The 25,321-nt window shown below is 68.8% G+C and carries 20 protein-coding genes; 16 read left to right on the top strand and 4 right to left on the bottom strand.

The features are described from left to right. Positions 1–99: 99 nt before the first annotated feature. Entirely contained in the window at positions 100–1,347 is a 1,248-nt protein-coding gene (locus LGN17_RS06335; RefSeq protein ID WP_175951607.1) for an ABC transporter substrate-binding protein, read from the bottom strand. 431 nt (positions 1,348–1,778) lie between these two features. Between LGN17_RS06335 and zwf the strand changes: the two genes are divergently transcribed. The 3 genes from zwf (at position 1,779) to LGN17_RS06320 (ending at position 5,923) form a co-directional block, all read left to right on the top strand. Beyond that, a complete protein-coding gene (zwf, locus tag LGN17_RS06330; RefSeq protein WP_175967003.1) occupies positions 1,779–3,248 on the top strand; it encodes a glucose-6-phosphate dehydrogenase in 1,470 nt (489 codons plus the stop codon). An 88-nt stretch (positions 3,249–3,336) separates the two neighbouring features. Further along, positions 3,337–4,017 (top strand): 6-phosphogluconolactonase, encoded by a 681-nt coding sequence (gene pgl, locus LGN17_RS06325; protein WP_174948318.1) that lies wholly within the window; start codon positions 3,337–3,339, stop codon positions 4,015–4,017. Continuing rightward, positions 3,995–5,923, top strand: a complete 1,929-nt coding sequence (locus LGN17_RS06320; RefSeq protein WP_226195584.1) for a bifunctional transcriptional regulator/glucokinase — start codon at positions 3,995–3,997, stop codon at positions 5,921–5,923. The genes pgl and LGN17_RS06320 overlap by 23 nt, the downstream gene beginning before the upstream one ends. A 95-nt stretch (positions 5,924–6,018) precedes the next feature. Here LGN17_RS06320 and LGN17_RS06315 read toward each other — a convergent pair whose 3' ends face one another. Then, positions 6,019–7,236 carry a Bcr/CflA family multidrug efflux MFS transporter gene (locus LGN17_RS06315; RefSeq protein WP_226195583.1) on the bottom strand — a complete coding sequence of 406 codons (1,218 nt, stop codon included), beginning with the start codon at positions 7,234–7,236 and terminating at the stop codon, positions 6,019–6,021. 246 nt (positions 7,237–7,482) lie between these two features. Between LGN17_RS06315 and LGN17_RS06310 the strand changes: the two genes are divergently transcribed. From LGN17_RS06310 to LGN17_RS06295, 4 genes are all read left to right on the top strand, one after another. Further along, positions 7,483–7,947, top strand: a complete 465-nt coding sequence (locus tag LGN17_RS06310) for a hypothetical protein (RefSeq protein WP_226195582.1) — start codon at positions 7,483–7,485, stop codon at positions 7,945–7,947. A 177-nt stretch (positions 7,948–8,124) separates the two neighbouring features. Beyond that, positions 8,125–9,408 carry a glutamate-1-semialdehyde 2,1-aminomutase gene (gene hemL / locus LGN17_RS06305; protein WP_014897811.1) on the top strand — a complete coding sequence of 428 codons (1,284 nt, stop codon included), beginning with the start codon at positions 8,125–8,127 and terminating at the stop codon, positions 9,406–9,408. A gap of 15 nt (positions 9,409–9,423) precedes the next feature. Then, positions 9,424–10,545 carry a bifunctional diaminohydroxyphosphoribosylaminopyrimidine deaminase/5-amino-6-(5-phosphoribosylamino)uracil reductase RibD gene (gene ribD / locus LGN17_RS06300; RefSeq protein ID WP_226195581.1) on the top strand — a complete coding sequence of 374 codons (1,122 nt, stop codon included), beginning with the start codon at positions 9,424–9,426 and terminating at the stop codon, positions 10,543–10,545. A gap of 212 nt (positions 10,546–10,757) precedes the next feature. Then, the gene (locus LGN17_RS06295) at positions 10,758–11,783 is read left to right on the top strand and encodes a dienelactone hydrolase family protein (RefSeq protein ID WP_226195580.1); all 1,026 of its coding nucleotides are present in this window, start codon (positions 10,758–10,760) and stop codon (positions 11,781–11,783) included. Between the two features lie 79 nt (positions 11,784–11,862). On the opposite strand, the gene LGN17_RS06290 is transcribed toward LGN17_RS06295, so the two are convergent. Then, positions 11,863–13,215: a sulfotransferase family protein gene (locus LGN17_RS06290; protein WP_226195579.1), complete on the bottom strand. Its 1,353-nt coding sequence runs from the start codon at positions 13,213–13,215 to the stop codon at positions 11,863–11,865. Positions 13,216–13,757: 542 nt separating this feature from the next. On the opposite strand from LGN17_RS06290, the gene LGN17_RS06285 reads away from it, so the two are divergent. The 9 genes from LGN17_RS06285 to LGN17_RS06245 all read left to right on the top strand — a co-directional run bounded on the left by LGN17_RS06285 (position 13,758) and on the right by LGN17_RS06245 (position 23,900). Further along, entirely contained in the window at positions 13,758–14,726 is a 969-nt protein-coding gene (locus LGN17_RS06285; protein ID WP_226195578.1) for a phosphotransferase family protein, read from the top strand. 16 nt (positions 14,727–14,742) lie between these two features. Beyond that, entirely contained in the window at positions 14,743–15,840 is a 1,098-nt protein-coding gene (serC, locus tag LGN17_RS06280) for a 3-phosphoserine/phosphohydroxythreonine transaminase (protein WP_226195577.1), read from the top strand. 29 nt (positions 15,841–15,869) lie between these two features. Then, complete coding sequence (locus LGN17_RS06275; protein WP_226195576.1) at positions 15,870–17,270, top strand: ATP-grasp domain-containing protein; 1,401 nt, start codon at positions 15,870–15,872, stop codon at positions 17,268–17,270. After that, complete coding sequence (locus LGN17_RS06270) at positions 17,267–19,615, top strand: tetratricopeptide repeat protein (protein WP_226195575.1); 2,349 nt, start codon at positions 17,267–17,269, stop codon at positions 19,613–19,615. Before LGN17_RS06275 ends, LGN17_RS06270 begins: the two co-directional genes overlap by 4 nt. 155 nt (positions 19,616–19,770) lie before the next feature. Further along, positions 19,771–20,289, top strand: a complete 519-nt coding sequence (locus tag LGN17_RS06265; RefSeq protein ID WP_226195574.1) for a DUF1993 family protein — start codon at positions 19,771–19,773, stop codon at positions 20,287–20,289. Positions 20,290–20,482: 193 nt separating this feature from the next. After that, a complete protein-coding gene (gene ribBA, locus LGN17_RS06260; RefSeq protein WP_226195573.1) occupies positions 20,483–21,625 on the top strand; it encodes a bifunctional 3,4-dihydroxy-2-butanone-4-phosphate synthase/GTP cyclohydrolase II in 1,143 nt (380 codons plus the stop codon). 53 nt (positions 21,626–21,678) lie between these two features. Continuing rightward, complete coding sequence (gene ribH / locus LGN17_RS06255) at positions 21,679–22,197, top strand: 6,7-dimethyl-8-ribityllumazine synthase (RefSeq protein ID WP_226195572.1); 519 nt, start codon at positions 21,679–21,681, stop codon at positions 22,195–22,197. Further along, positions 22,194–22,631, top strand: a complete 438-nt coding sequence (nusB, locus tag LGN17_RS06250; protein ID WP_021157083.1) for a transcription antitermination factor NusB — start codon at positions 22,194–22,196, stop codon at positions 22,629–22,631. The genes ribH and nusB overlap by 4 nt, the downstream gene beginning before the upstream one ends. A 72-nt stretch (positions 22,632–22,703) precedes the next feature. Further along, positions 22,704–23,900 carry a pyridoxal phosphate-dependent aminotransferase gene (locus tag LGN17_RS06245; RefSeq protein WP_226195571.1) on the top strand — a complete coding sequence of 399 codons (1,197 nt, stop codon included), beginning with the start codon at positions 22,704–22,706 and terminating at the stop codon, positions 23,898–23,900. A 114-nt stretch (positions 23,901–24,014) separates the two neighbouring features. Here LGN17_RS06245 and LGN17_RS06240 read toward each other — a convergent pair whose 3' ends face one another. Beyond that, entirely contained in the window at positions 24,015–25,124 is a 1,110-nt protein-coding gene (locus tag LGN17_RS06240) for a lytic transglycosylase domain-containing protein (protein ID WP_226195570.1), read from the bottom strand. Positions 25,125–25,321: the final 197 nt, after the last annotated feature.

Below are 25,321 nucleotides of genomic sequence, written 5' to 3'. Positions count from 1 at the left end.
CGGCGCCGGGTACGGCACGAGCCCGCGGGCGAGCCCGTTTGCTGCACATGCGAAAACGCCCGGCCGATGAAGCGTGTCCGGCCGGGCGCCTGCCGCGCGTTACTTGACCTTCGCGGCCTTCGCGAGCGCGGCGACCGCGCTCTTCGAATCCTGCTGCGAGTTCATGAACTTCGTCACGACGTCCGTGATCGCGCCGGCGGTCGCATCGCTCTGCGCCATCCCGTGCGCGAGCGACGGCACGAACCCGCCCGACTTGATCGCGGTCTGCTCGTCGGCATACGACTTCTTCGCGCAGTCGTCGAACTTGTCCATCTTCACGCCGAGACGTACCGGCACCGACCCCTTCAGCAGGCTGAACTGCTCCTGGAAGTCCGGCGTCATGATCGTCTTCGCGAGCGCGAGCTGACCCGGCGTCGCGGCCTTCTGGCCCTTCTGCTGGAAGAACACGAACGAATCGACGTTGAACGTGTACGAATTCGCCGTGCCCGGCACCGCCGCGCAGATGTAGTCCTTGCCCGCCTTCTTGCCGGCGTTCTCGAACTCGCCCTTCGCCCAGTCGCCCATGAACTGCATGCCGGCCTTGCCGTTGATCACCATCGCGGTCGCGAGGTTCCAGTCGCGGCCGTTACGGCCGGTATCGAAGTAACCCTGGATCTTGCGCACCGTGTCGAACACGGACAGCATCTGCGGCGACGTCAGCGTCGCCTGGTCGAGGTCGACCAGCGCCTTCTTGTAGAACGCCGGGCCCTGCGACAGCACGACGTCTTCCCACAGCGTCAGGTCCTGCCACGGCTGGCCGCCCATCGCGACCGGCTGGATGCCCGCGGCCTTCAGCTTGTCGGCCACCGCGAAGAATTCAGGCCAGGTGGTCGGCACCTTCGCGCCGACCTTGTCGAGCGCGGCCTTGTTGATGTACAGCCAGTTCACGCGGTGCACCGAGAACGGCGCCGCGACGGTGTGGCCCTTGTACTTGATGATCTTGTCGATTTCCGGCGGCAGGTTCTGCTTCCAGTCGCCGGCAGCGGAATCGATGTTGACGAGCACGCCCTGGTCGGCCCAGTCCTGGATCAGCGGACCCTTGATCTGCGCGGCCGACGGTGCGTCGCCGCTGATCACCTTGGTCTTCAGTGCGGTCATCGCCGCGGCGCCGGCGCCGCCCGCGACCGCGAAATCCTTCCACACGTAGCCCTGCTTCTGCAAGTCGTCCTTCAGCACGCCGACGGCCTTCGACTCGCCGCCCGAGGTCCACCAGTGCAGCACCGTCACATTCTCGGCTGCCTGCGCCGCCACGGCGCCAGCCATCAGGCCTGCGGCGCAGAGCGCGCCCATGATCGAGCGAACTTTCATTACTTATCTCCTCCAGACTGAATCAACTCGTGAGGTTCCCTGACCGGGAACCGGCTTCTTGATAACGACGGGGAAATCGAGCCGCGGGACGCATGCAGCGTACGGGGCCGATGACCGGCCGGGCTCTTACAGAAAGCGTGAATCGAGATTCAACGGCGTGTCTCCTCTTTGTGTTTCTGGCCCGCCGCGATGATGCGGCGCGAGCCCGGGGTAGACGTCGCGCTGACGATGCGCGCCGTCAATGTCCGATAACATTCGGCACATGGCGTTCCCGAAGGCGAAGCTCGCGCAGTTCGTCGACCGCACTTCTTTTTTTCTTCACCCAGGTGCTACCCCTTGCGGCGGATTGTAGTTAAACTACAATTCAGTGTCAAAAATATTTTTATCGCACTACGGATCGCTTCCCAGCACCCCAAAACCGGCGGAGACACATGCATACCGATTCCAGCTTTACCTTCGTACTTTTCGGCGGCACCGGCGATCTGTCGATGCGCAAGATCCTGCCCGCGCTGTTCGAGGCGCACCGTGCGAACATGCTGGCGGAGAGCGGCCGGATCGTCGCCGTGGCGCGGCACGAATCGGATCAGGCGGGTTATCTCGAGTGGGTCGACACGCATGTGAAGCCGCACGCGGTCAAGGCGGCCGGCAAGGCCTTCGACGAAGCCGCGTGGAAGTCCTTTCTCCAGCGCATCGAGTATGTGAAGCTCGACCTCGGCCGCGCGGAAGACTACGCCGTGCTGCGCGACGCGATCGCATCGCTGCCCGGCATCCGCGTGTTCTATCTCGCGACGGGCCCGTCGCTGTTCGTGCCGATCTGCAATGCGCTCGCGTCGGTCGGCCTGAGCGAAGGCTCGCGCATCGTGCTCGAGAAGCCGCTCGGCTACGACCTGAAGTCGTCGAACGCGATCAACGACGCGGTCGGCGAGATCTTCGCGGAAGGCCAGATCTACCGGATCGACCACTACCTCGGCAAGGAACCCGTGCAGAACCTGCTCGCGCTGCGCTTCGGCAATGCGCTGTTCGAGCCGCTGTGGCGCCGCGAATGGGTCGAGAGCATCCAGATCACGATCGCCGAGGAGCTCGGCGTCGAGGCGCGCGGCGATTTCTACGACAATACCGGCGCACTGCGCGACATGGTGCAGAACCACCTGCTGCAACTGCTGTCGATCGTCGCGATGGAGCCGCCGCATTCGATGGATTCGGATTCGGTGCGCGACGAGAAGCTGCGCGTGCTGCGCGCGCTGAAGCCGGTCGATCCGCGCGACATCGGCAAGGTTGCCGTGCGCGGCCAGTATCATGCCGGCGTGATCAAGGGCGCGCAGGTGCCGGCCTATGCGACCGAGCCGGGCGTGAAACCCGACAGCCAGACCGAAACCTTCGTCGCGCTGAAGGTCGAGATCGAGAACTGGCGCTGGGCCGGCGTGCCGTTCTTCCTGCGCACCGGCAAGCGGCTTGCCGACCGCGTCGCGGAGATCGTCGTCAATTTCCGCCCGGTGCCGCATTCGGCACTCGGCCCCACCGCGCTGCGTCCCGGCTCGAACCGCCTCGTGATCCGGCTGCAGCCGAACGAGACGATCCGCCTGTATTGCCTCGCGAAGCAGCCCGGCGAAGGGATGAACCTCGCGAGCGTGCACCTCGACCTCGCGTTCGACCGGTTCTTCAAGGAAGGCCAGATGGAGGCGTACCAGCGCCTGCTGCTCGACGTGATCAACGGCCGGCTCGCGCTGTTCGTGCGTCGCGACGAACAGGAAGCCGCATGGCGCTGGGTCGAGCCGATCCTGAACGAATGGGCGCGCTCGCTGAAACCGCCGAAGCCGTACGCGGCGGGCACCTGGGGGCCGGCCGCGGCGAGCGCGATGCTCGCGCAGCACGACACCTGCTGGCTCGAAGAAGAAAACTGATGCAAGCCGTTGCCGCGCACGCCACCGTACGCGGCAACGTGCCCCACGATTCGTACGATTTGAACAGACAAAGCAGTCCGGAGGAGATGTGATCGAGATCCACGCTTTCGACACCCAGGAAGCGCAAAGCGAAGCGCTCGCGCGCGCCGTCGGCGATGCGCTGCGCGCCGCGCTCGCCGGCCCCGCGCGCCCGACGCTCGCGGTGTCCGGCGGCACGAGCCCGCGCCCGTTCCTGCAAACGCTGTCGCACGCGGCGCTCGACTGGGCCGGCGTCGACGTGACGCTGGTCGACGACCGCTGGGTGCCGGAGGACGACGCAGCCAGCAACGCGCACCTCGTGCGCGACACGCTGCTGCAGCATGCAGCCGCCCCCGCCCGCTTCCTGCCGCTCGTCGACACGCGCGCCGCGCTCGATGCGCACGTCGCCGCGCTGAACGCGAACGCCGACTACCGCGTGCCGAGCGTCGCGGTGCTCGGTATGGGCGAAGACGGCCATACCGCGTCGATCTTCGCCGATGCGCCCGAATGGGATCATGCGATCACGACGCCCGAGCGTTTCGTCGCCGTGCATCCGGGCGCCGCGCCGCATGCGCGCGTGAGCTTCTCGCTCGATGCGCTCAAGCGCGTCGACCGCCTGTTCCTGCTGATCGCGGGCGAACGCAAGCGCGCGGTGCTCGACGCCGCGGCCGCGTCGCTGCAGAAGAACGCGATTTCCCAACTGGCCAACGACAAGGGGACCCAGCTCGATGTCTACTGGTGCGCAAAGTAAGGCGGTCGTCGCGGGTCAGCATGCCGACGGCCCGCGCCTGCTCGCGGACGTCGGCGGCACCAACGCGCGCTTCGCGCTGGAAACCGGCCCGGGCGAGATCACGCAGATTCGCGTGTATCCCGGCGCCGACTATCCGACGATCACCGACGCGATCCGCAAGTACCTGAAGGACGTGAAGATCAGCCGCGTGAACCACGCGGCGATCGCGATCGCCAATCCGGTCGACGGCGACCAGGTCACGATGACCAACCACGACTGGAGCTTCTCGATCGAGGCGACGCGCCGCGCGCTCGGCTTCGACACGCTGCTCGTCGTCAACGATTTCACCGCGCTGGCCATGGCGCTGCCGGGCCTGACCGACGCGCAGCGCGTGCAGGTCGGCGGCGGCACGCGCCGCCAGAACAGTGTGATCGGGCTGCTCGGGCCCGGCACCGGGCTCGGCGTGTCGGGACTGATTCCGGCCGACGACCGCTGGATCGCGCTCGGCAGCGAAGGCGGCCACGCATCGTTCGCGCCGCAGGATGAGCGCGAGGACCTGGTGCTGCAGTACGCGCGCAAGAAGTTTCCGCACGTGTCGTTCGAACGCGTTTGTGCGGGCCCCGGCATGGAGATCATCTATCGCGCGCTCGCCGCGCGCGACAAGAAGCGCGTCGCCGCGACCGTCGACACGGTCGAGATCGTCGAACGCGCGCATGCGGGCGACGCACTCGCGCTCGAGACGGTCGAATGCTTCTGCGGGATTCTCGGCGCGTTCGCGGGCAGCGTCGCGCTGACGCTCGGCGCACTCGGTGGCGTATACATCGGCGGCGGTGTCGCGCTGAAGCTCGGCGAACTGTTCACGCGCTCGTCGTTTCGCGCACGCTTCGAGGCGAAGGGCCGTTTCACGCACTACCTCGAGAACATCCCGACCTACCTGATCACCGCCGAATACCCGGCGTTCCTCGGCGTGTCGGCAATCCTCGCGGAGCAGCTGTCGAACCGCTCGGGCGGTGCGTCGTCGGCCGTGTTCGAGCGGATCCGCCAGATGCGTGACGCATTGACCCCGGCCGAGCGCCGCGTCGCCGATCTCGCGCTGAACCATCCGCGCTCGATCATCAACGATCCGATCGTCGACATCGCGCGCAAGGCCGACGTAAGCCAGCCGACGGTAATCCGCTTCTGCCGCTCGCTCGGCTGCCAGGGGCTGTCCGACTTCAAGCTGAAACTCGCCACCGGCCTCACCGGCACGATCCCGATGAGCCACAGCCAGGTGCATCTCGGCGACACGGCCACCGACTTCGGCGCGAAGGTGCTCGACAACACGGTGTCGGCGATCCTGCAGTTGCGCGAGCACCTGAACTTCGAGCACGTCGAGAACGCGATCGAGATCCTGAACGGCGCGCGGCGCATCGAGTTCTACGGGCTCGGCAACTCGAACATCGTCGCGCAGGACGCGCATTACAAGTTCTTCCGCTTCGGGATCCCGACGATCGCGTACGGCGACCTGTACATGCAGGCCGCGTCGGCCGCGCTGCTCGGCAAGGGCGACGTGATCGTCGCGGTGTCGAAGTCGGGGCGCGCGCCCGAGCTGCTGCGCGTGCTCGACGTCGCGATGCAGGCCGGCGCGAAGGTGATCGCGATCACGTCGAGCAACACGCCGCTCGCGAAGCGCGCGACCGTCGCGCTCGAAACCGACCACATCGAGATGCGTGAATCGCAGCTGTCGATGATCTCGCGGATCCTGCACCTGCTGATGATCGACATCCTCGCGGTCGGCGTCGCGATCCGCCGTGCGTCGACGAACGGCGAACTGCCCGAGGCCGTCGCGCAGGCGAAGGCACGCGCGAGCGACGACGATACGGCCGACGTGCTCGACTGGCTGAGCCACGGCGCATCGCCGGCGGCGAAGGACGTCGCGCGCGACTGACACCGCGCGGCGGCAGCCGCTTTCCACGCTCGAAACAAAAACGCCACCGGCTCAAGCGCGCGGTGGCGTTTTTCATTCTGCCGTCAGGCCGCGGTTCACGCGCCCGCTTTGACGGGCCGCCCGTGCCAGCGCAACACGAGGTATCGGCCGGCGAAACACAGCACGCCCGTGACGCCGATCGTCACGCCCATCGCGAACGGCGTGCCGTCCGCGAGTGCGCCGATTGCGACGCTCGCAAGCGCGCCGAGCGCGAGCTGCATCGCGCCGAACACGGCGGCCGACGCGCCCGCGTTGTGCGGATAGCGATGCATGAGGTCGGTCGTGCAGTTCGCGGACAGGATCCCGACCACGCCGACCACGAAGAACAGGCACACGACGATCGACCACAGCCCGCCCCACCCGGTCAGCGCGACGAGCGCGACCGCGAGCGACGCGATGCAGCTCACGAGCGACGCGGCCGCAATGATGCGCAGTGAACCGATGCGGCCGACGAGCCGCGTGTTCGTGAAGTTGCCGATCATGATCCCGACGACATTCAGGCCGAACAGCAGCCCATAATGCTGCGGCGACACGTGGAAATACTCGATGTACACGAATGGTGTGGCGGTGATGTACGAGAACATCGACGCGAACGCCATCCCGCCGCACAGCATGTGTCCCCAGGCGACGGGATCGGACAGGATGCGCCCGTACGACGCAAACGACGCGAGCACGGCCGCGCTCTTGCGCCGCTCCTTCGGCCAGGTTTCGGGCACGCGCAGGTACGCGGTCGCCGCGCACACCGCGCCGAACACGGCCAGCACGACGAATACGCCGCGCCAACCGGAGAAGCGCAGGATCTGCCCGCCGATCAGCGGCGCGAGCAACGGCCCGACCGCTGTGACGATCGCGACCATCGACAGCACCTTTGCCGCATCGGTCGGCTCGTGCGCATCACGCGCGATCGCACGCGACAGCACCGACGCCGCGCCGGCGCCGAGCGCCTGCAGGAAACGCACGAGGATCAGCATGTCGATCGAAGTCGACACGAAGCAGCCGATGCTCGCAAGCGTGAACAACGCGATGCCGCCGAGCAGCACGGGGCGTCGGCCCCACGTGTCGGACAGCGGGCCGTACAGCAGCATGCCGACCGAGAAACCGGCCATGAAGCTCGTCAGCGTGCGCTGCGCGGCGCCGGGGCTGACGGAGAAGCCGTCGGCGATCGACGGCAGGCTCGGCAGGTACATGTCGGTAGCGATCGGCCCGCAGGCGGCGAGCGCGCCGAGCAACAGGATCAGCCGGGCATCGGGCCGGCGTCGGATGACGTGAGACATGGGTATCCGGATTGGAGCCCGCGCGCATCAGGGCGCGCGTGGCGGTGAAGACGGCAAGCCGCGCCGCGAACGGCGCGCCCAGGCCCATGATTGTACGCGCAACTTTTTTACGCGCTGGCGGCCCAGTGCGCGGCTGGCGGGAAAACCCCGACGCGACGCCCGCCGCGCGGGATCGCGCGCCGGGATTCGATTAAGCTTGCAGCGCCTCCCCCTCTTGTCTGACCCATTCGACGCACGACCGAACCGATGACCGCTTTCCTGTTGATCTGGAGCCCCAAGAAATGGCCATGGCCCGAGCTGCCCGACGTCGCCGCGCGCGTGAAGGCCGGCGAGGCCGTGCATGACGTGTGGGGCTGCGGCTTCGCGCGCGGCATCCTGGCCGGCGACCGCGTGTTCCTGCATCGCGTCGCGAAAGCGCCCAAGGGCGTATTCGGCTCCGGCTACGTGACGCGCGCGCCGTACGAGGTGCCCGATCCGTCGACGAAGCGCGGCTACCGGCTGTGCATCGACTTCGTGTACGACTGGCTGGTCGATGCGCACCAGGACGTGGTGATCGCGCGCGACGCGCTGCGCGTCCATCCGTACTCGGTGCAGACCTGGGATGCGCAGAGTTCCGGCACGGTGATCAAGCCGATGGTCGAAGGCCCGCTCGAGAAGCGCTGGGCCGAGCTGACCGGCAAGCGCAAGCCGCCACCCCTGCCGGGTCGATAACGGGGCCGAATCACGCCGCCTTCCGTCCCGGTCTGCGCGCTCCCTCACGCGCCGAAAGGCCGCAGACCGCGCCGCGGGCCCGCCGCGCGCGTCTCCGGTACAATCGGACGGATCGTTCCGCCCAGGCGCCGCGGCCCGTGCACAGGCCCCCGCGCCCTTCTCTCGCAGGTTTCGTCCATGTCCAACAATCAGATCCTCTTCGAACGCGCCCAGAAGACCATTCCCGGCGGCGTCAACTCGCCGGTGCGCGCATTCCGTTCGGTCGGCGGCACGCCGCGCTTCGTCGCGCGCGCGCAAGGCCCGTATTTCTGGGATGCCGACGGCAAGCAGTACATCGACTACATCGGCTCGTGGGGCCCGATGATCGTCGGCCACGTCCATCCGGAAGTCCTGTCGGCCGTGCAGAACGTGCTCGCCGACGGCTTCTCGTTCGGCGCGCCGACCGAAGCCGAGATCGAGATCGCCGAGGAAATCTGCAAGCTCGTGCCGTCGATCGAGCAGGTGCGGATGGTGTCGAGCGGCACCGAGGCCACGATGAGCGCGCTGCGTCTCGCGCGCGGCTTCACGGGCCGCAGCCGCATCGTCAAGTTCGAAGGCTGCTACCACGGCCACGCGGACAGCCTGCTCGTGAAGGCCGGCTCGGGCCTGCTGACGTTCGGCAACCCGACGTCGGCCGGCGTGCCTGCCGACATCGCGAAGCACACGACCGTCCTCGAATACAACAACGTCGCCGCGCTCGAAGAAGCGTTCGGCGCGTTCGGCGACGAGATCGCCGCCGTGATCGTCGAGCCGGTCGCGGGCAACATGAACCTCGTGCGCGGCACGCCCGAATTCCTGAACGCGCTGCGCGCGCTGTGCACGAAGCACGGCGCCGTGCTGATCTTCGACGAAGTGATGTGCGGGTTCCGCGTCGCGCTCGGCGGCGCGCAGGCTTACTACGGGATCACGGCCGACCTCACCTGCCTCGGCAAGGTGATCGGCGGCGGGATGCCGGCTGCCGCGTTCGGCGGCCGCCGCGACATCATGGCCCACCTCGCGCCGCTCGGCGGCGTCTACCAGGCCGGCACGCTGTCGGGCAACCCGATCGCGGTCGCCGCGGGTCTGAAGACGCTGCAACTGATCCAGGCGCCCGGCTTCTACGACGCGCTCACCGCGCAGACCAAGCGCCTCGCCGACGGCCTCGCGGCCGAAGCGCGCGCGGCCGGCGTGCCGTTCGCGGCCGACTCGATCGGTGCGATGTTCGGCCTCTACTTCGCCGAACGCGTGCCGACCAGCTTCGCGGAAGTCACGAAGAGCGACACCGAGCGCTTCAACCGCTTCTTCCACCTGATGCTCGACGAAGGCGTGTACTTCGCGCCGTCCGCGTACGAGGCCGGCTTCGTGTCGAGCACGCACGACGACGCGGTGATCGACGCGACGCTCGCGGCCGCGCGCCGCGCATTCGCGGCACTCGCCGCCTGACCCGGGTCCGCGCGCATGTTTTCCGATATCGATTTCGCCCACATGCAGCGTGCGCTCGCGCTCGCCGCGCGCGGCATGTATACGACGGCACCGAACCCGCGTGTCGGTTGCGTGATCGTCAAGGACGGCGACGTGATCGGCGAAGGCTTCACGCAGCCGGCCGGCCAGGATCACGCGGAAGTGCAGGCGCTGAAGGACGCGCGCTCGCGCGGCTACGACGTCGCGGGCTCGACCGTCTACGTGACGCTCGAACCGTGCAGCCATTTCGGCCGCACGCCGCCGTGCGCGAACGCGCTGATCGACGCGCGCGTCGCGAAGGTCGTCGCCGCGATGGAAGACCCGAACCCGCAGGTGTCGGGGCGCGGCCTCGGCATGCTGCGCGATGCGGGCATCGACGTGCGCTGCGGGCTGCTCGCGCATGAAGCGGGCGAACTGAACATCGGCTTCGTGTCGCGGATGACGCGCGGCCGCCCGTGGGTGCGGATGAAGACCGCCGCGTCGCTCGACGGCCGCACCGCGCTGCCGTCCGGCGAAAGCCAGTGGATCACCGGCGAGGCCGCGCGCCTCGACGGGCACGCGTGGCGTGCACGCGCCTGCGCGATACTGACCGGCATCGGCACCGTACGCGAAGACAATCCGCTGCTGACCGTGCGCGGCATCGACACGCCGCGCCAGCCGCAGCGCATCCTGGTGGACAGCCGCCTCGACCTGCCGCTCGACGCACGGCTGCTCGAAGGCGCGCCGCTGCTGATCTTCTGCGGCCGGCTCGACGCCGCCGGCGAAATGCGCGCGAACGTGCTGAAGGCGCGTGGCGCGGAAATCGTGCCGATCGCGAATGCGCAAGGCAAGGTCGACCTGCCCGCGATGCTGGCGGCGCTCGGCGCGCGCGGTGTCAACGAGCTGCACGTCGAGGCCGGCCACAAGCTGAACGGCTCGCTGCTGCGCGAGCAGTGCGTCGACGAATTGCTCGTCTACCTCGCGCCGAGCCTGCTGGGCGCCGATGCGGCCGGCATGTTCGACCTCGCCGCGCCGGCGAACCTCGCGGCACGTACGCGGCTGTCGTTCCACGGGTTCGAGCGGGTCGGCGACGATCTGCGGATCCTCGCGCGCTTCATGCCGCCCGACGTCGCTCACTGAACGGGATCGTCACGATGTTTGCCGGGATTGTCGCGGCCGGCGGCTGCATCGAGTCGACAAGGTCAATCTCGAAGTCGACATGATTGCGCGGTATGTGGAGCGGATGACCACTTCGCCCAGGGACGACCACAAGCCGTTGAAATAGCGCTATTTTCACGACTCGACTATCGACTGTCGTCCCGCCAACCCTATCTGCGGCCAACGCGCCACGCATGCATACAACGACTGTTCACCGCGCCGCGCTACGTCTGTTGCCCGCTTTCGCCGCGGGCATGATGGCGGCGTGCAGTTCGCCTGCTACGGTCGACTCCGCGATCACGACGTCCCTCGATGACGGTCGCAGCGGCCTCGTCACGTTCGCGTCGGTCACGCCCAGAAGTACCGGCGACTATCTCTCGCACCATGCCACGAGTGAAAAGGCCGTCGTCACCGGAGAGCTGAGCATGCCCGCCGACGGGCCGCACATCGTGCCCGCCGTGATCATCCTGCACGGAAGCAGCGGCGTGAATCAGGGTGAACGGGTCTGGGCCCGGCGCATGAATGCGCTCGGTTATGCGAGCTTCGTCGTGGACAGCTTTACCGGACGCGGTATCAGGAACACCGAAAAGGATCAGACGCAGCTTGCGATGACCGCCGATATCGCCGATGCGTACGCCGCCTTGCGTTTGCTGGCGACCGATCCGCGTATCGACCAGAACCGAATCGCGGTCATGGGCTTCTCGCGCGGCGGCGTCGCGGCGCTGTACTCGGTGTTGGAGCCGTTCCGCCTGGCCGCAATGGAAGGCAACCTGCGCTTCGCCGCCCATGTCGCTTTCTATCCGTCCTGCGGCATCTCCTACGAGTCGGCGCATCTCGACGGTTCTCCCATCCTGATGCTGGTAGGCGGCAAGGACGACTATACGCCGGCAGCCCCCTGCATTGCCTATGCCGACAAGCTCCGGTCGGAAGGCGCCCGGGTCGCCGTGAAGGAATATCCGGATGCCTGGCACGGATTCGACCGACCGACACGGGTGCACACGATACCGCTTGCGACGAGCGCGCGAGATTGTCACGGCTCGTATGATCTCGACAGCCGGACGTTCACGATGATTCAAAATGGCCAGACGCTCTCGGGCGCTTCAGCCGTGGCGGAGTCGAAGCGTTGCCTGTCCACGGGCGTCACGCTCGGCGGCGATCCCGACGCGCAGGCGAAATCCCCGGCCGAGGTCGCGGCGTTTCTCAAAGCCGCTTTCCAATAGACTTCTGACCGGACCCGGTGCGGCCGACCCGGCGTCACGGCCGATGCACCGCAGGCTCGCCGGCGCACGGCGCGTCCGGTCAGCCGCCGCCGGCCAGCGCCGGCCCCAACGCGTCGAGCAGCGGCCGCAACGTATCCGCATCGGGACGCCAGGGGTGCAGCGCGTCACGGTAGAGCGGCCGGCGCACCTGGGCAGCACTCGCCGTCGTCACCTGTCGCCGGGTCTCGTGAAACGCCATGCACCGGTCGCTCCAGTCCAGCCCGCAATGCGCGAGCATCCGCCGCACCTGGACGTCGAAATCCTCGACCAGATCCTCGTACCGAACCTCCAGCAACACCCCTGGCGGCAATACCGCGCGCCAGTGCGCGACCAGGGCGTCATAGGCGCGATAGAAACGGCCGAGCTCGCCGAGGTCATAGCTGAACGGCACGTCGTGAAAACGCCGCGCGAAGACCGACAGGCAGGTGTCGACCGGGTCGCGCCGCACATGGATGAGGCGCGCGTTCGGCAGCGCGAGATGAATGTAGCCGGCGCTGATGAAGTTGAACAGATACTTGTCGACGATCCGCGCATACGGGCCACCCTGCGCGTTGCGCGCGACACGCTGCAGATACGCCGCGCCGAGCGCGCGCAGTGACGCCGGCGTCGCAGCGTCGAGCGCATCGAGCGCCAGCGCGCCCGCGCCCGACGTCACCGCCTGCACGAGACATTGCGCGAACGCGTCGCTTTCGCCCGCGCCGAATACGCGCGGATGGCTCGCGAGAATCTGCTCGACCAGTGTCGTGCCCGAACGCGGCATGCCGAACACGAACACCGGCGACGCCGATGGATCGCCCAGGCCGCCTTTCGCACGCAACAGTTCCGCACCAAACGCGCCGCTCACCTGCTTGAGCAGGCCGAGCATCGCCGCTTCGTCGTAGTGGGTCAGCGACCGGTAGAGCGCATTCGCGCGCGACAGGAACGTAAAGCCGCGCACCGGCTCGCCGATTCCCGTGAGCGCTTGCCCGTATGCAAAATGCAGGTCGGCCTGCCGGGCGGCCGGCCATTGCTCCGACTGCGCGACCTGCTGCTCGAGCAGCACGAAACAGGGATCGTCGGCCGCGAGCGTCGTGAACTGGACCAGATTGCGGTAGTACGCCGCGCTGTCCGGCATCAGTTCGATCGCGGTGCGCCACGCGGCCAGCGCGCCGCCGAGCTCGCCGAGCACGTTCAGGCAGTTGCCGAGATTGTTGTACGAACCGTCGGCGTGGGGATCGAGCTCGGTCGCGCGGCGGTAGCAATCCACGGCCTCGGCGAACGCGTGGTCTTCTTCCCACGCCATCCCGAGCCGATGCCACGCCTGCGCATCATCCGGCGTCTGCGCAAGCGCCGCCTGCGCACTCGCGAGCGCAGCGGCACGCACGGCATCGCGCGAATCGGCCGGCGCGCTCATGCGCGGCCGCGCTTGCGCATCGCCCGCGCGCGCGGGCCATCGTGTGCGCCGGCGCGCCAGACTGTGGTTGCGTTCATGTGGGATCCCCTTTCAATCCGGTACGCGGCCGCGTCGTCATTCGCTGCGACGACGGCGGGCCGTCAAAGGGCCGCAGTATCGGGAAATTCCCCGCGCGCTGCGTAACGAACCGATACGGACGTATTACCGACGTAACACGCACGGCCGGCGGGCACGACCGGGGCCGGCACCCTGCGAGCCCGGCGGCACGCACGCGTACCCGACCCGGCCAGCCAGATCCGGCGGGCCCGAGCGCCCTTCACGGACACCTCGTCGTCAGGCGTGATGCACCGTCACGCCGTGCATGCGGACGACCGCGCCGGCCCGCATCGTGTCATCGCCGGTAATACGTGTAATTCAGGCAGAAAGGTGATCCAAAGCCGCGCGACCTATAGTCCGACGCCACGCGCTGTCACGATGCAGCGCCACTCGCCGGTGCGATGCCGGGCGGGTGCGACACTTGAAACGCACGGGGAAATCGGGGCATGGCCATTCAGACAGCAACGACGGCGCGCGACGACGCGTCGCCACACATGCGCGCCGACGGCGCCGACACCGCCGCGGCGCTGGTCTGGCGCGCACTGCAAATCGAACCCGTCGCCCTCGTGCCGCAACTGCTGACGCAAAGCGGCAACACGATTCATCGTGTCGAACTCGCGGACGGTCGAACGGTGGTGCTGCGCGTCAGCCCGCAGCCCGCCGCGTTCGCGCACACCGCGTCCAACCTCGACGCGCTGCGCGTGCTGGGCCTGCCGGTCCAGCAGGTGCTGGCAGCCGGCCCCGCCGCGCCGGGCCAAACGTTCGTGATCCTGAACTGGCTCGACGGGTTCGACCTGAAGTTCGCGCTGCCGGCCATGCGCCCGGATCAGATGGCCGCCGTCGCCGAGCGCGTGACCGACTGCCAGCAACGCGTCGCCGGCCTGCCTGCGAGCCGCGGCTTCGGCTGGGCGCCGATCGGCCGGGATGCAGCGCATGCGCGCTGGACCGACCTGTTCGGCGCACCGGCCAGTGCGCCCGCCGCCTTCGAGGCCACCCCGCTGAATCACCTGCGTGCGCGGTTGCGCGCGATGCGGGCGACACTCGAGCCCTACTTCGCAGCCCGCACGCCGGTGTGCTTTCTCGACGACCTCACGACCCGCAACGTGATCGTCGACAACGGCGCATTGAGCGGCTTCATCGACCTCGATTTCGTCTGCTACGGCGATCCGCTGCTGCAGGTCGGCACGACGCTCGCGTACCTGGCTGCCGATGTCGGCGACGCAGGCCGCGCGTACGGAGATGCGCTGGTCGACTGCTGGTCGCCGTCCGGCGATGCGCGCCGCGCGATGTACTTCTATGCGGGCCTGTGGGCGACGGGTTTCCTCGCCGCGGCCGAAACCGCCGGCGACGCATGGCGGATCCGCACGCTCGAACCGGCGGCGCGGGCCTTGCTGGACGCCGCCGAAACCTGCTGACAACGGAATGCCATCGATGACACCCAATGCCCTGAACTTCTCGGGCGGCCCGGGCGCCCTGCCCGAGGCCGTGCTGCGCCACGCGCATGAAGCGATCGTCGCGTTGCCGGAAACCGGCGTGTCGGTGCTCGGCATGAGCCATCGCTCCGACTGGTTCCAGGCGCTGCTCGACGAAGCCGAGCGCAACCTGCGCGCGTTGCTCGGCGTGTCGGATCGCCATGCGCTGATCTTCCTGCAGGGTGGCAGCAGCCTGCTGTTCGCGACGATCCCGATGAACTTCGCGACGCGCCGCCATGCGCCGCCCGAGTATGTGAATTCCGGCTACTGGAGCAGTCGCGCAAGCGCCGAGGCGGCCCGCGTCGGCGCCGCGCGCGTGGCATGGAGCGGACAGAACGGCGGCTTTCGCCGGCTGCCCGCGCTCGAGCAGCTCGCCCTCGCGCCCGACGCCGCGTACCTGCACTATGTGTCTAACGAAACCGTCGAGGGGCTGCAGTTCGACCCGCCGGCGGCCGCGCCGCACGATGTGCCGCTCGTCGTCGACATGTCGTCCGATTTCCTGTCGCGGCCGCTCGATGCGAGCCGTTTCGCGATGATCTACGCGCACGCGCAGAAGAACCTCGGGCCAGCCGGCGTCACGGTTGCACTGATCGACCGCGCGCTGCTCGAGCGGATTCCGGACAACCTGCCCGGCATCCTCGACTTCCGCACGCACGTCGCGCACGGCTCGAACTACAACACGCCGCCGGTGTTCGCGATCTACGTGCTGACGCTGGTCACGCGCTGGCTGCGCGACGAGATCGGCGGGCTCGCGGCGATGCAGCGCATCAACGATCGCAAGGCACGGCGCCTGTACGGCACGCTCGACGCGCTGGGCGATGCCGTCACCGTGCACGCGGAGCGGCCGTGGCGCTCGCGGATGAACGCCGCGTTCACGTTCGGCGATGCACGGCTCGACCATGCGTTCGCCACCGCTGCCGCGCAGCGCGGAATCATCGGGCTCGACGGCCATCGCTCGCTCGGCGGGCTGCGCGCGTCGCTTTACAACGCCGTCACGCCCGCCGCCGTGGACACGCTGTGCGACGCGCTGACCGAATTCGCCGTCGCGCACGCATGAACCGCGCTGCCGGCCGCCCCGCCACGCCGATGTCATCGCCCTTTCCCGGCGTGCCGATCCGGCTGGCGCCGCTGGCACGCGCACTCGACGCGGCGCCGCTCGACGTCGCGCTGCACGCGCGGATGCGCGACGCGCTGCAGACGGCCGGCGACCATGACGGCTTCACCGCGCACCAGCTAGCGGTCGCCGCGTTCGATGTGCTCGACGGCACGCCGCCCGCCACCCGGGCGCTTGCGCTGTACAACCTCGCGACCGTCTATGCGATGAAAGGCCGCCACGACGACGCGGTGCGCTGGTACCGGCACACGCTCGCCGTGAACCCGGCACTCGCGAGCGCGCACCAGAACCTCGCCGCGCTGTACGCGACGCTCGGGCGCGCGACCGAAGCACGCGCGCATCGCGAACAGGCGTACCGGCTGCAGCGCGTGTTCGTCGAACCGGCGCTCGACGGCGATGGCGACACGCGGCGGTTGCTGATCGTCGGCGTCGGCGGCGGCACGGGCAACGTCCCGCTCGATGCGCTGCTGCCGTTCCGCACGACGACCCGCATCAAGTACGCGATCGACTATGCGGCCGACGCCGAGGATGCGCTGTTGCCGCCCCACGATCTCGCATTCAACGCGATCGGCGATCCGGACATCGCCGCGCCGCTCGCCGCTCGTCTCGCCCGTTTCGCGAGCCGCAGCGCGGTGCCCGTGCTGAACCCGCCCGGCGCGATCGCGCACACGCATCGCGACCGCATCGCCGCACGCCTCGCGGCGTTGCCGAACGTGCGGGTGCCGCCGTGCGTGCGCATCGCGGACCCACGCGCGCCGCTCGACGTGCTGCTGCGCCGCCTCGCGCGGGAAGGCGTCGCGTTTCCGCTGCTGCTGCGGCCCGCCGGCGCGCATGGCGGCGACGGCGTGACGCGGCACGTGGCGCCCGACACGCTCGCCGCCGCGCTCGCGCGGCTTGACGGCCCGGCCTACGCGACCGCCTACCGCGACACCCGCAACCCCGACGGCTACTTCCGCAAGTACCGCGCGATCTTCGTCGATCGCGTGCCTTACCCGTACCACCTCGCGATTTCTTCGCACTGGCTCGTCCACTACTTCTCGGCCGACATGACCTCGGCGCGGTGGAAGCTCGACGAGGAGCGCCGCTTCCTCGACGATCCGCGTGCGGCGCTCGGCGATACGGCACTGCGCGCGCTCGCCGCGATCGGCCGGCGTCTGGATCTCGACTACGGCGGCGTCGACTTCGCACTGACCGACGACGGCCGCGTGGTCGTCTTCGAAGCGAACGCGACGATGCTCGTCCACCGCGAAGCGGCCGACGGGCCGCTCGCGCACAAGAACCCGCACATCGAGCGGATCGCGCACGCATTCGTGCGCATGCTCGACGCGCGCTGTGGCACGCCCCCTTCCCATCCGGCACCCGACCAGCCATGACACCCGCCCCGACGCTCGCACACGCCAGGGAGCAGCATCTCGCCGGCAACCTGTCCGGCGCCCGCACGCTCTACGAAGCGCTGCTCGCCGACGATCCCGGCAACGACGAACTTCGGATGCGGCTCGGCATCCTCGAACTGCAATGCGGCAACGCCGCCGGTGCGCTCGCACAGCTCGACCGCGCGGTCGCGCTTGCACCGCACGACGCCCGCCACCATGTGGCGCGCGGTCACGTCCTGCACACGCTCGGCCGGCATGCCGGCGCGGCGGATGCGCTGCGCGCCGCGCTCGCGATCGATCCCCTGAACGCGGACACGTACGCCGCGCTCGGCAACGCGCTGCAGGCGCTCGGCGATCACGCGGGTGCGATCGATGCATACGGTCACACGCTCGCGCTCGACGCGTCGAACGCGGATGTCGCGAACAACCTCGGCAACAGCCACCGGCAGCTCGGCGCGACCGACGCGGCCGAACGCGCGTACCGCACCGCGCTCGCCGCGCAGCCCGCCCACGCGCTCGCGCTGACCAACCTCGGCACGCTGCTTGACGCGCGCGGCCTGCACGACGACGCGCTCATGCTGCTGCACGAAGCCGTACGCGCCGCGCCGGACGCACCCGCCGGCCTGATCAACCTCGGCGCGGCGCTGTGCGCCCAGCGTGCGTTCGCCGCGGCGGCCACGCATCTCGCGCACGCGGCGGCGCTCGCGCCGCACGACGCCGACGCGGCCTACAACCTCGGCAACGCGCTGCTGGGGCTCGGCCGCCACGCGCAGGCCGCCGACCAGTACCGGCGCGCGATTGCGCTGCGGCCCGGTCACGCCGACGCGCTGAACAATCTCGGCACCGTGTGCGAGCGCCTCGGCGATACCGCGGCGGCCGCCCGCGCGTTCGACGCCGCACTGCACGCGCGGCCCGGCTTCGTCTCGGCGCACAACAACGCCGCGAACCTGCTGCGGCGGCTCGGCCGGCACGACGACGCGATCGCGCACCTGCGCGCCGCACTGGCCAGCGTCCCCGGCCACTCGGCCACACACAACCACCTCGGCAACGTGCTGAAGGACGACGGTGCGCTCGACGCCGCCGTCGACAGCTACCGGCGCGCGCTTGCCGACGATCCGGGCAACGCAGTCGCGCACAGCAACCTCGTCTATGCACTGAATTTCCAGTCGGAACACCCGGAGGCGGTGCTCGCGGAAGCGCTGAACTGGTCTGCACGGCACGAGACGCCCCGCGGCGCGGTTGCGACACCCCCGGAGCGCGCACGGGCGCCGGACGCGCGGCTGCGGATCGGTTATGTCGGCGCGGATTTCCGCGAGCACTGCCAGGCGCTGTTCCTCGTGCCGCTGCTGTCGCATCACGACCGCCGCTCGTTCGAGATCACCTGCTACGCGAGCGTCGCGCGGCCGGACGCGCTCACCGCACGGCTCGCCGGCTACGCGGATCGCTGGCGCGACGTGCCTGGGCTCGACGACGACGCCCTCGCGCAGCGCATCCGCGACGACGGCATCGACATCCTCGTCGACCTGACCATGCACATGGCGGAAGGCCGGCCGGGCCTGTTCGCGCACCGGCCCGCGCCGATCCAGGCGATCTGGCTCGCGTACCCGGGCACGAGCGGCCTGGCGTCGATCGACTTCCGGCTGACCGATCCCCATCTCGATCCTCCCGGGCATGACGATTTCTATCGCGAACGCTCGATCCGGCTCGCGGATACCTTCTGGTGCTACGACCCGCTGACCGACACGCCGCCGGTCGGGCCGCCGCCCGCGCTCGCCACCGGCCACGTGACGTTCGGCTGCCTGAACAATCCGTGCAAGCTGACCGACCGCACGCTGCGCCTGTGGGCCGGGCTGTTCGCACGTCTGCCAGATGCACGGCTGGTCGTGATGGCGCCACAGGGCGCGGGGCAGGTCCGGCTGGTCGAGCGGCTGCGCGCGCACGGCATCGAGCCGGCACGCGTCGACTGCGTGCCGTACCGGCCACGCGCCGACTATCTCGCCACCTATCGCGGCATCGACATCGCACTCGACACGTTCCCTTACAACGGCCACACGACGACGCTCGATGCACTGTGGATGGGCGTGCCGGTCGTGTCGCGCGTCGGGCGCACCGCCGTCGGCCGGGGCGGGCTGTCCCAGCTCGCGAACCTCGGGCTCCAGGCGCTTGCCGCCGGCAGCGACGCCGCGTTCGTCGACATTGCCGCCGGCCTCGCCCGCGACCTGCCCGCGCTGGCCGCACTGCGCGGCGAACTGCGTGCGCGCGTCGCGCGCTCGCCGCTGATGGACGGCGCGCGTTTCGCACGCGAGATGGAGGCGGCGTACCGGCACATGTGGTGCAGCGCCTGACCGGCCCACGCGCCCGGCCGGGGACTGGCCGAACGGTATAGCCGCCGGTCGCGCACCGCGCGACGCGCCCGCGCTATGATGTTGCAACGGCGATCACGCCGCGCCATTGCCGCACGCGCCGTCGTGCACACTGTCCCCTTTCGAGGAAGCAACCCATGTCCATTTCGATGTACCAGGCCTCGGTGCCTGTCCTGATCCGTGGCCTGACCAACCTGCAGCACATCCTCGGCAAGGCTCAGGCGCACGCGGCCGAAAAGCAAATCGATCCGTCGGTGTTCGTCGGCGCCCGCCTGTACCCGGACATGCTGCCGCTCGTCCGCCAGGTCTACATCGCGACGGACACGGCCAAGGGCTGCGCCGCGCGCCTCGCCGATGTCGAGATCCCGAGCTTCCCGGACGTCGAGCAGACCTTCGACGAACTGCACGCACGCATCCAGAAGACGATCGACTACCTGAAAAGCTTCGACGCCGCGCAGATCGACGGCAGCGAGGCGCGCCAGATCGTGCTGAAGATGCGCGTCGGCCCGATCGAGTTCAGCGGCCAGTCGTACCTGCTGAATTTCGTGCTGCCCAATTTCTTCTTCCATGTGACGACCGCGTACGACATCCTGCGCCACAGCGGCGTCGAGCTCGGCAAGCTCGACTACCTGGGCGGGCGCGACCAGCACGCCTGACGCGCGGCCGGGCAATGCCCGGCCCGCCGCCGCCGGCACCCGCGTGCAGGCAACGCACGGCGCCGGCGCCAGGCCTGCCGCGCAAGCCGGCCGCAGCGCTTTCCGGAGCGCTTGCCGGCGGCGCGCGCCCCATGCCAGCCGAAACGCCGTCCGGCTGGCGTAAAATACGCACTTTCCTCTTTCTCGCCCCCTTATGACGCTCGCCTCCACGCTCGACATCATCGCCGAGCTGAAAGCCGGCCGGATGGTGATCCTGGTCGACGAAGAAGACCGCGAAAACGAGGGCGACCTCGTGATCGCCGCCGAATTCGTCACGCCGGAAGCGATCAACTTCATGGCCAAGTACGGCCGCGGCCTGGTTTGCCTGACGTTGACGCAGGAACGCTGCAAGCAGTTGCACCTGCCGCTGATGACCTACCGCAACGGCACGCAGTACGGCACCGCCTTCACGGTCAGCATCGAAGCGGCAGAAGGCGTGACGACCGGCATCTCGGCTGCCGACCGTGCGCACACGATCGCCACGGCCGTCGCGCACGACGTACGCCCCGAGCACATCGTGCAGCCGGGTCACGTGTTCCCGATCATGGCGCAGCCGGGCGGCGTGCTCGTGCGTGCCGGCCATACCGAGGCCGGTTGCGACTTCACCGCGCTCGCGGGCCTCACGCCGGCCGCGGTGATCTGCGAGATCATCAAGGACGACGGCACGATGGCGCGCCTGCCCGACCTGATCGAGTTCGCGCAGGAACACAACCTGAAGATCGGCACGATCGCCGACCTGATCCAGTACCGCAGCCGCACCGAATCGATCATCGAGCGGATCGCCGAGCGCACGATGCAGACCGCGCACGGCACGTTCCGCGCGGTGCTGTACCGCGACCAGCCGAGCGGCTCGCCGCACATCGCGCTGGTGCGCGGTGCGCCGTCGCCCGACGTCGATACGCCGGTGCGCGTGCACGAGCCGCTGTCGGTGCTCGACCTGCTCGAAACGGGCGTGTCGACGCACTCGTGGACGCTCGACGCCGCGATGCGCGAGATCGCGGAGCGCGACCTCGGCGTGATCGTGCTGCTCAACTGCGGCGACACGAAGGAACACCTGATCGACGTCTTCAAGGCGTTCGACGAGGAAGAAAAGGCCGCTGCGCTCAAGCGCCGGCCGGTTGATTTCAAGACGTTCGGCATCGGCGCACAGATCCTGCGCGATGTCGGCGTCGGCAAGATGCAGGTGCTGTCGAACCCGCGCAAGCTGGGCAGCATGTCCGGCTACGGCCTGGAAGTCACGGGCTTCGTCCCGATGCCCGGCGCCGAAGCCAAGTCCTGCCCGGCGTCCCACGCGTAACCCGCCACGGCGCTTTCGCCCTATAACCGTTCATCCACACCACGGACAAGATCATGGAAATCGGACAATACCAACCGAATCTCGAAGGCGACGGCCTGCGTATCGGCATCGTGCAATCGCGCTTCAACGAGCCGGTGTGCAACGGCCTCGCCGACGCGTGCGTCGAGGAACTGGAACGCCTCGGCGTCACCGGTGAAGACGTGCTGCTCGTGTCGGTGCCCGGCGCGCTGGAAATCCCGCTCGCGCTGCAGAAGCTCGCGGAAAGCGGCCAGTTCGACGCGCTGATCGCACTCGGCGCGGTGATCCGCGGCGAGACCTACCACTTCGAACTCGTGTCGAACGAAAGCGGCGCGGGCATCACCCGCATCGGCCTCGACTTCAACCTGCCGATCGCGAACGCGGTCCTGACGACCGAAAACGACGAGCAGGCCGTCGCGCGCATGACCGAAAAGGGTCGTGACGCCGCGCGCGTCGCCGTCGAGATGGCCAACCTGACGATGGCCCTCGACCAGCTCGGCGATGACGACGAGGACGAAGAGGAAGACGAAGACGGCGAAGAGGAGCGCGCATGAAGAAGAGCGCCCGCCGACAATCGCGCGAGCTGGCGACGCAGGGGCTGTACCAGTGGCTGCTGTCGAACGCGTCCTCCGGCGAGATCGACGCGCAACTGCGCGGCGCGCTCGGTTACGACAAGGCTGACAAGGAGCTGCTCGACGCGATCCTGCACGGTGTGATCCGCGAGCACGCCACGCTCGTCGAAGCGCTGACGCCGTCGCTCGACCGTCCGATCGACCAGTTGTCGCCGGTCGAACGCGCCGTGCTGCTGATCGCGACGTTCGAGCTCACGCACCACGTCGAAACGCCGTACCGCGTGATCATCAACGAAGCTGTCGAACTCGCGAAGACGTTCGGCGGCTCCGACGGCTACAAGTACGTGAACGGCGTGCTCGACAAGCTCGCCGCGAAGCTGCGCCCCGCCGAAACGCAGGCGCGCCGCAACGGCTGATACCGTTGATCCGGAACGGGCGCGCATGCGCCCGTTTTTTCTTTTGCCCCGCCCCCTCGCCCTGCCCGCCCGATGAATACTGCCACCGATTCGCTCGTCAGACTCGCCGCACGCGTCGATGCGATCCAGCCCTTCTACGTGATGGAACTGATGAAGGAGGCACAGCGTCTCGAGTCGTCCGGGCGCGACGTTATCCACATGGGCATCGGCGAGCCGGATTTCACTGCGCCGGAGCCGGTCGTCGAAGCGGCCGCGGCCGCGCTGCGCCGCGGCGTCACGCAATATACGAGCGCGCTCGGCATTGCACCGCTGCGCGAGGCGATCGCCGCGCACTACGCGCGCGCCTACGGCCTCACGATCAGTCCGGAACGGATCGTCGTGACAGCCGGCGCATCGGCGGCGCTGCTGCTCGCGTGCCTCGCGCTCGTCGGGCGTGACGACGAGGTGCTGATGCCCGACCCGTCGTATCCGTGCAACCGGCACTTCGTCGCGGCGGCCGAGGGCCGCCCGGTGCTCGTGCCGAGCGGCCCGGACGCGCGCTTCCAGCTCACCGAGGACGACGTCCGCACGCGCTGGGGCGATCGCACCCGCGGCGTGCTGCTCGCGTCGCCGTCGAACCCGACCGGCACGTCGCTCGAACCCGACGAGCTGAAGCGGATCGTCGAGGCCGTGCGCGCACGCGGCGGCTTCACGATCGTCGACGAGATCTACCAGGGGCTCAGCTACGACGCGGCGCCCGTGTCGGCGCTGTCGTTCGGCGACGACGTCGTCACCGTGAACAGCTTCTCCAAGTATTTCAGCATGACGGGCTGGCGGCTCGGCTGGCTGGTCGTGCCGCCCGCACTGGTCGGCACGTTCGAAAAGCTGGCGCAGAACCTGTTCATCTGCCCGTCCGCGCTCGCGCAGCACGCGGCGCTCGCGTGCTTCGAACCGGCCGCGCTCGACATCTACGAAGCACGCCGGCTCGAATTCAAGCGCCGCCGCGACTTCATCGCACCGGCGCTCGAACGGCTCGGCTTCACGGTGCCCGTGATGCCGGACGGCGCGTTCTACGTGTATGCGCGCTGCGGCAGCGTCGCCCACCCGGCGGCCGGCGACAGCGCCGCGCTCACGACGGCAATGCTGCACGACGCGGGGGTCGTGCTGGTGCCCGGCATGGACTTCGGCGTCCATGCACCGCGTGACTATATCCGCCTGTCCTATGCGACGGCCTACTCCCGGCTCGAGGAGGCGGTCGACCGACTCGCGACACTGTTCGGGCAGCACTGACACGCGGCCGGTGCGGCGGCCGTTCCGCGCACGGCAAAAACGAAAAGGCACCCGGATTGGGTGCCTTTTTCATTGCCTGCCGGCTGCAGCCGTGCGGTACGTTACCGCCGCACGTTACGCGCCAAGCTCCGAATGGTCGCCGTGCGACTGCTTCGCGGTATCGACGCTCGCGTCGTCCTGCGACGTGGCGTCCTTCGATGCCGTCGATTTCGGCGACGTTTCGAGCGTCGCATGTACGCGCTTTGCGCCGCCCGCGGCTGCCGTCATCGCTGCAGCCGTGACGATCGGCTTCGCCGGCGCCTGCGGCGCGTTGACCGGCACGCTGCGGCCGTGCGCCACGTCGCGCAGGCGGCCGCGCTCGGCCATCACCTTCGCACCGTAAGCGGTGTCGTCGGGGTTCGTCGAGCCGTTGTACAAGCGCAGGCCGTTCGCCAGCGAGCCGCCACGTGCGATGCAGTCCTTCAGGACGAGTGCGCCGACCTGGAGGTTCGCGAGCGGCTGCAGTGCGGTATCGGTGCCGCCGAAATACTCGAACTTGTCGGAATGGACCTTCGACATGACCTGCATCAGGCCCTTCGCGCCGACGCCGCTTTCGGCGTACGGGTTGAAGCCCGACTCGATCGCCATCACGGACAGCAGCAGCAGCGGATCGAGGCCGACGTCACGGCCGGTCTGGAACGCAGCCTTGACGAGCTGGCCGAGCGGCTCCTGTGCGACGCGGTAACGGCGCGACAGGTAGGTCGCGACGAGCGCCTGCTCGCGATTCGATGCGAGCGCACGGTCGTCACGCGCATCGGCCGCCACGCGCTGGGTCGGAATCAGTTTGGCGAGCGCGACGGGCGACGGGCCGTTGCGGGCCGGATCGGACGCATCGCCCTGCTGCGCGGCGGCTTCCGGTGCGACGTCGAGGCCGACCGCAAGCGCGTCCGTTTCGGGGCTGTCTTCCTGCTGCGGCTGCGCGCCGGCGGGCGCGAAGTTCGGCAGCGGATGGCCGGTCAGCAGGCGGGCCGGACCGGCTTGCACGGCCGCGGATACGACCGGCATCAGCTTCGCGGCGAGCGTGCCGCGGACGGTTGGCAGCAGCCACAGTGCGAGCGCAACTGCGACAGCGAGACAGCCGACAACGCTGAATAGATGGTGACTGACACGCGTCCCGCGACGCAGCATGCTGCGCATGAATTGCGCATGCTGCTCACTAGGACGCCACGATAACCAAGCGTTCATTCAGATCATCTCCCATGAACATGACTCGTGCGGCTCGCTCAGCTCGAAGGCGAGACAGGTAACGCGCCGCGGAATCACGACGCTGCACGCTTTGGTTGGGGCGTGCAGGCATCGGGGAAACGGTATAAGTACCGTTCGAGGCCACGGTGTAAGAGGGCCGGCACCTTCGCACACTGGGCGAGGCGGGCATACGCGGT

This window comes from Burkholderia sp. AU30280 (genome assembly GCF_020420125.1).
Classification (GTDB): Bacteria; Pseudomonadota; Gammaproteobacteria; order Burkholderiales; family Burkholderiaceae; genus Burkholderia.
Note: the sequence above shows the minus strand (reverse complement) of the source record. Positions and strands in the feature narration are given on the sequence as shown.